General features: G+C 66.6%; 3 protein-coding genes and 1 pseudogene. All 4 read right to left on the bottom strand.

Translation table 11 applies throughout. The annotated features are described in order from the left end of the window. Positions 1-54: 54 nt before the first annotated feature. Complete coding sequence (locus CM1CMNOD_RS01975) at positions 55-1,248, bottom strand: hypothetical protein (RefSeq protein ID WP_013872008.1); 1,194 nt, start codon at positions 1,246-1,248, stop codon at positions 55-57. Positions 1,249-1,692: 444 nt separating this feature from the next. After that, positions 1,693-2,055 (bottom strand): NUDIX domain-containing protein, encoded by a 363-nt coding sequence (locus CM1CMNOD_RS01980; RefSeq protein ID WP_237702954.1) that lies wholly within the window; start codon positions 2,053-2,055, stop codon positions 1,693-1,695. A 36-nt stretch (positions 2,056-2,091) separates the two neighbouring features. After that, positions 2,092-3,075 (bottom strand): endonuclease/exonuclease/phosphatase family protein, encoded by a 984-nt coding sequence (locus tag CM1CMNOD_RS22130; protein WP_050803290.1) that lies wholly within the window; start codon positions 3,073-3,075, stop codon positions 2,092-2,094. A 17-nt stretch (positions 3,076-3,092) separates the two neighbouring features. Then, positions 3,093-3,620 (bottom strand): annotated as a pseudogene (locus CM1CMNOD_RS22135) (nuclease); the annotation flags it as partial.

The raw sequence follows: 3,620 nt of genomic DNA on the forward strand, positions 1-3,620 counted from the left end.
TAAGCGCCATTGGCCTATGACCACTGACCGACCCAACCGTTCGGACATACTTGTCTAAAGGCTCGTCACCGACGGGTGGTCGGCCGCCAGCTTGGCCCGCAGCGCGTCGATGAGCCCCTGGCCGTACGGCCCGGGGGACCAGTTCTGCTTCTGCAGCTCCTCGGGGATCGGCCGGGGCGAGGTGAGGTCGTCCGTCTCCGGGTTGTAGTCGTCCCGCCACATGTGTGGGGTCTGGGGAGGAGCGGTGATTGGGAAGGGCAGCTGCTTGATGAGCTGTATCCCGTCCCAGAACGTCCAGTCGCGTTCCACCAGGCCCTCGTCGTTGTAGACCTGAATGGTAATCCCATCGATGAATGGCTTCACCCCGCCAGTGGGCATGCCCAGGAACAGGTCGCCCTGAAAGTTGGCCTGCCACACCCAGTTGAACACTCCGAGGCGTTCGCCACCCAGGTAGTCGGTGGCGATGAATTTGTGGGTACCGAAGAGGTCCCGCCTCGACCACAGCGGGAACAGCTTCATCATCCGGTCGTGGCCGACGATGTGCTGGTCCAGGATCGGGTCCTCGAAGATGCCGTCCTTGGCGTAGAAGTCCCGGGTGGCCTCGCCACTGATGAAGAAGGCGTCAAGCCAGGGCTGGGCCTTTGTGTCGACGAGGTCCATGCGAGCCACCGACTCGGCCCCCTCGGGAACCACACGCAACTGGTCCAGCAGGTCCTTCGCGTACGGCCCCGGCGACCACTCCAGCTTGTCCAGCGCCGGCGGGCAGGGCCGAGGGGCCGTCATCGGGTCAGTTGCCTGATCCCAACCGTCCCGCCACAGGTGTGGCGTCGCCGGCGGGTTCTCGATCGGGTACGGCAGTTGCCTGATGCACTGGATGGCGTCCCAGTAGGTCCAGTCCCGTGTCACCTTGCCGTCTTCGTTGTAGACCTGCACGGTGATGCCCTCGATGTAGGGCGTCACCCCGTCGGTCGGCATCCCTAAGAAGTTGTCGTTGAAATTCGCCTGCCACACCCAGGGAAATACACCGAGCTTCTCGTTGCCGAGATAGCTCGTGGCGATGAACTTGTGAGTGCCGAAAAGGTCCGGCATCGACCACAGCGGGAAGAGGCGCATCATCTTCTCGTGGCCATTGATGTGCTGGTCGAGGACCGGATCGGTAAAGATGCCGTCGGGAGCGTAGAAGTCCCGGGTGGCCTCCCCGCTGGTGAAGAAGGCGTCCAGCCATGCCTGCGCGTATTCCAGATTCACGCCACATCACTCCCCGTGTCGTTGTCGTGAAAACGGGCTCAATCTAACTCGCGTCACTGCCGAGCGCAAGGGAGCGCGGGCGGGACGGTAACCTGGATGCACCGCTGTTTATGCTTGCCCGCTGGAGTTCCTGAACGCAAAAATGCCCTTTTGAGCTGGGAGGATGGGAGCTCTCCGGGCTTCCGCCCGCCGGGTCGAGAGGGAATTTCCGACGTGCGATTGTTGCATGCGGTGTCGAGGACGCACGACCGCGTGAGTGGGATGCCTTCCTGGGTGCTGCGAAGGCCGGGGAGTTCGAGCGGCCGTAGCAGGCGCTGTGACTTCGCAGGCGCTGTGATTTCGTGAGTTCCGGGACGTCCGCCTTGTCCGGCTCTCGGCGGCGGTGACGAAGGCCCGCCCCCGCGCACGTCCGGAGTCGCGTGTGCCAGGACGGGCGGCCGGGCATCAGCGAAGGGCTTCGGCGATGCGCTGTCGCAGTGTTGCGTCGCCGAGACTGCCGATGTTGCGCCAGGTCGCGTCGGTGGTCTCCTCGGTCTGAAGCTGGCCAGTACCGGTAGTGGCGTGGAAGAGGAAGCGGAAGTCGATGTGCCGGTGCTCCGGCTCGCCCTTGGCGTCGTTGGCGGGAATGGGGTGGACGCCGACGTGGATCGGCCGATCGTCGGCTGATGTGATGGTGTCGCTGGGGATGCCGGTTTCCTCGGCGAGTTCGCGCAGCGCCGCGTCCCCCGGCCTGTGATTGCCGCATATGCCGAGGCATCCGTGGTGCTGACTCGGAGGGTGCCGGCCGCCATGTACGGTGACCGACACCAGGTCCTGCTACGGAGAAACCCTGGGGTGCGGAACTCAGGGCAGGGTGAGTCGGGCTACCTGGGGGTCGTGGTCGCTTTGTTGGGTGGCGAACTCGGAGTTCACGTGGACCACGTCGTAGCTGTGCGCGGCGCCGGCCAGCGCGGCGGAGAGCAGGATGTGGTCGAGGACCTGCGAGTTGCCGTCGTAGACGTAGGTGTAACGCTCTGCGTCGGCCAGGGTGGCCGGTAGGTCGGTCAGGCCGGCGCTGGTCAGGGTCTGCACCGGCGCCGAGTAGGGGAAGTCGTTCAGGTCGCCGGCCACCACGATCCGTGCCTGGCTGTCGATCGCCAGGATCGACTGGACGAAGTTCCGCACCACCGTCGCCTGCTGGTTGCGCTGCGTCTCGCTGGTGAGGGCCGGTGGCTGGTAGCGGCCGAACAGCGGGTCGTCACCGCCCTTGGAGTTCCAGTGGTTGGCGATCACGAGCAGCGGCTTCGAGTTGAAGTAGAACTTGCCCACCAGCGGCTTGCGGCTGGCGTTGAAGGCCGAGTTGGTCGGGTCGATCCGGCCGGGGTTGACGCTGAGGTTCACCCGGTCGGCGGGGTTGCCGCTGTCGGAGACGGCCACCGCGGTGGTGGAGCCGCCGGGTGTGCCGGAGGCGAAGGTGAGCCCGATGTCGGTACGGAACAGGAAGCCGACGCGGATGTTGCCGCCGGGCTCACCGCCGTCCTGATCGTCCACCGGGTTGGTCTGCTGGTAGGTGTAGGTCGGCCCGCCCGCGGCACCGATCGCGTTGATCAGCCTGGTCCAGGTCTGGTCGGCGGCCACCACCGAGCTGTTGGTCGCCCCGTCGTTGTCCTGGACCTCCTCGACGGTGATGATCCCCGGCGCGGCCAGGTTGGTCACGATCTGCTGAGCCAGCCCGTCGAACTTGCTCTGCGGGTCGGACGGGTCCAGGTTCTCCACGTTGAACGTGGCGACCGAGATCTGCCCGGCGCCCGGCCCGCCGGTGCTCTCCGGGGCGAGCCCGCCCGCCACTCGGCTGATCGCGCTGGTCAGCAGCGGTTTGAAGTTGCGGAAATGGAGTGGTCGAGGACGCCGAGGGCCGGGCCAGAGAAGTGGTCGCCCACGTTCACCCCGGCGGGTGTGGAGCCGGCCAGCGCGCCGTCGTCCAGGATGATCCGTTCCGGGTTGGCGTCGGTCTGGCGTGTCACGATGCCGCCGCGGGTGGTGCGCACGGACGCGTTCGCGCCGTTGTCACCGAGCACCGGGATCTCGTTGTAGCTGTTGGCCGGGCCCACCGCCACGGGGTTGTTCACCTGGACGCGCATGCCCTCCAGGGACTCGTAGAAGTCGATGCCGTCGGTGGCGGGGTCGAAGGTGCCCGAGGTCTCGACGCTGCCCGTGGCGTCGTTGTCGATCACCGTGGTCGGTGGTATCCGGCCGCCGGTGCCGGTGCCGGTGCCGGTGCCGGTGCCGATGACGGCCGCGGCCGGGACGGCCCTGCTCCCCAGCACGGAGACGGACGGTGAGGTGATCTCCGTGGTGGTCAGGTTCGTGGTGCCCGACCCGCCCGGCCGGTA

This window comes from Protofrankia symbiont of Coriaria myrtifolia, from assembly GCF_900634755.1.
GTDB lineage: Bacteria > Actinomycetota > Actinomycetes > Frankiales > Frankiaceae > Protofrankia > Protofrankia coriariae.